Origin of the sequence: Flaviaestuariibacter flavus, assembly GCF_004337505.1 — a bacterium.
GTDB lineage: Bacteria > Bacteroidota > Bacteroidia > Chitinophagales > Chitinophagaceae > Flavisolibacter > Flavisolibacter flavus.
The window spans coordinates 1-1,862 of the sequence record NZ_SJZI01000033.1 but is presented as its reverse complement, the minus strand read 5'-3'; the positions used below and the strand labels follow the sequence as shown (position 1 = coordinate 1,862).

Below are 1,862 nucleotides of genomic sequence, written 5' to 3'. Positions count from 1 at the left end.
TTCGGCCTCCTGGTAGGTGACGGCAACACGGGCGGCGACCCGGGTTGGGACGGCCTCGGCGGTTCCATCCGTCTCGGCTGGGAAAAGAATGCTGCCGGCAACATCGTGCTGCGCCCCGACGTATACTACAAAGACCAGCCCGGCTCTTTCGGTAACAACTTCGGCAAGCAGTTCCCGGCTACCGGCTCGCTCCAGAAAGGCACCTGGTACAAAGTGACCATGGTTGTTAAGAGCAACACCGGCTCCAACACCGATGGTAGCGTGCAGCTCCTGATCAACGGCACCACCGTGCTTGACCAGGCCATCCGCTGGACCACCAACGACGCCAAGCGCCTCGTAAACACCATCTGTTTCGAGACCTTCCGCGGTGGCGCCGAGACCTACTGGCAGTCGTCCACCAACGGCGACATCTACTTCGACAACCTGAAGCTGGTACAACTGGCACGCTAAGATTAGATGATAAAAATGAAAAGCCCCCCGCAGATGCGGGGGGCTTTTTTTGTGTTCCTCCAGGACCGTCATTGCGAGGGGCGATCTCTTCCAGAGCCGTCATTGCGAGCGTAGCGAAGCAATCCCCACAGCTATGGCACTGCTGTATACCGAAGCAAGGGAGTTGTCCCATAGATAGGGAGATTGCTTCGTCGTCTCCTTTCAGTCGCCTCCTCGCAATGACGGCATTAGGAGGCGCAATGGCGGCATTCAGAAAGACCGCCCGCCCCAAAATCCGGACCACTGCACCCTTTTCTTACTCCCGCTGCCGCGTAACCGGTAAATTCGGGACCCGGTTACCGGGTTCTTTCAACAAACCTCCAAGAAATGAAAAGCGCAATCGCTTCCCTGGCCCTGCTCGTTGCCACTACGGCCGCCGCACAGCAGCAGCCTCTTTACATGCCCCGCAACATCCAGCAGGCCTATGCCGCCGGCACCCGCAGCCCCGACGGCGCCCCGGGTAAGAACTACTGGCAGAACAAAGGCCGCTACAACATCGAAGTGAAGGTGACGCCGCCGAATAAGACGGTCACCGGCACCGAAACCATCGTGTACACCAACCACAGCCCCAACACGCTCAACCGGCTTACCATCAAGCTTATTCAGAACATCCACCAGCCCGGCGCCTCGCGCATGGGCGCCGCGGCGCGCGACTACCTCACCGGCGGCATCAACATCGACCGCTACACCGAGAACGGCGTTGAGAAGAAAGTACGCGCCAATACGGTGCGCACCTTCATGGATGTGCCGCTTACCAAAAAGCTCGCGCCCGGCGACTCCGTCACCCTCACCGTCAACTGGCACTACGACGTGAGCCAGGAGAGCGGCCGCGAAGGACGCCTCGACAGCACCAGCTTCTTCCTCGCCTACTTCTACCCGCGCGTGGCCGTGTACGACGACACCCACGGCTGGGACCGCATGGACTTCGTGGAGGCGCAGGAATTCTACAACGACTTCAACGACTACGAGGTGGCCGTGACGGTGCCCGCCAACTTTATGGTATGGGGCACCGGCATGCTGCAGAACGCCGGCGCCGTGTTGCAGCCCGCCTACCTGGAGAAATACAACCGCAGCCTTACTTCGGATGCCGTGATCAACGTGGTGACGAAGGCCGACCTCGCCGCCGGCGGCATCACAGCGCCGACCACCAACACCTGGCGCTTTGCCGCCACCCATGTGCCCGACGCGGCCTTCTGCATCTCCGACCATTACGTGTGGGACGCCGCCTCGGTGGTGGTAGACAAGGCCACCGGCCGCCGCGCCTCCTGCCAGAGCGCCTACATCGATTCGGCCGCGAACTTCCACCACCAGGTGCGCTACATCCAGCATTCGCTCGACTTCTACAGCAACCGCTGGCCCGGCGTTGCCTATCC

2 protein-coding genes are annotated in these 1,862 nt (G+C 61.1%); both read left to right on the top strand.

Features of this window, described 5'->3' with window-relative positions; genetic code table 11:
• A partial coding sequence (locus tag EPD60_RS16915) for a polysaccharide lyase (RefSeq protein ID WP_207896564.1) occupies nucleotides 1-450 on the top strand: 450 nt, incomplete at its 5' end.
• Between the two features lie 366 nt (nucleotides 451-816).
• The coding region (locus EPD60_RS07925; RefSeq protein WP_165871468.1) for a gluzincin family metallopeptidase at nucleotides 817-1,862 on the top strand (1,046 nt) is incomplete at its 3' end.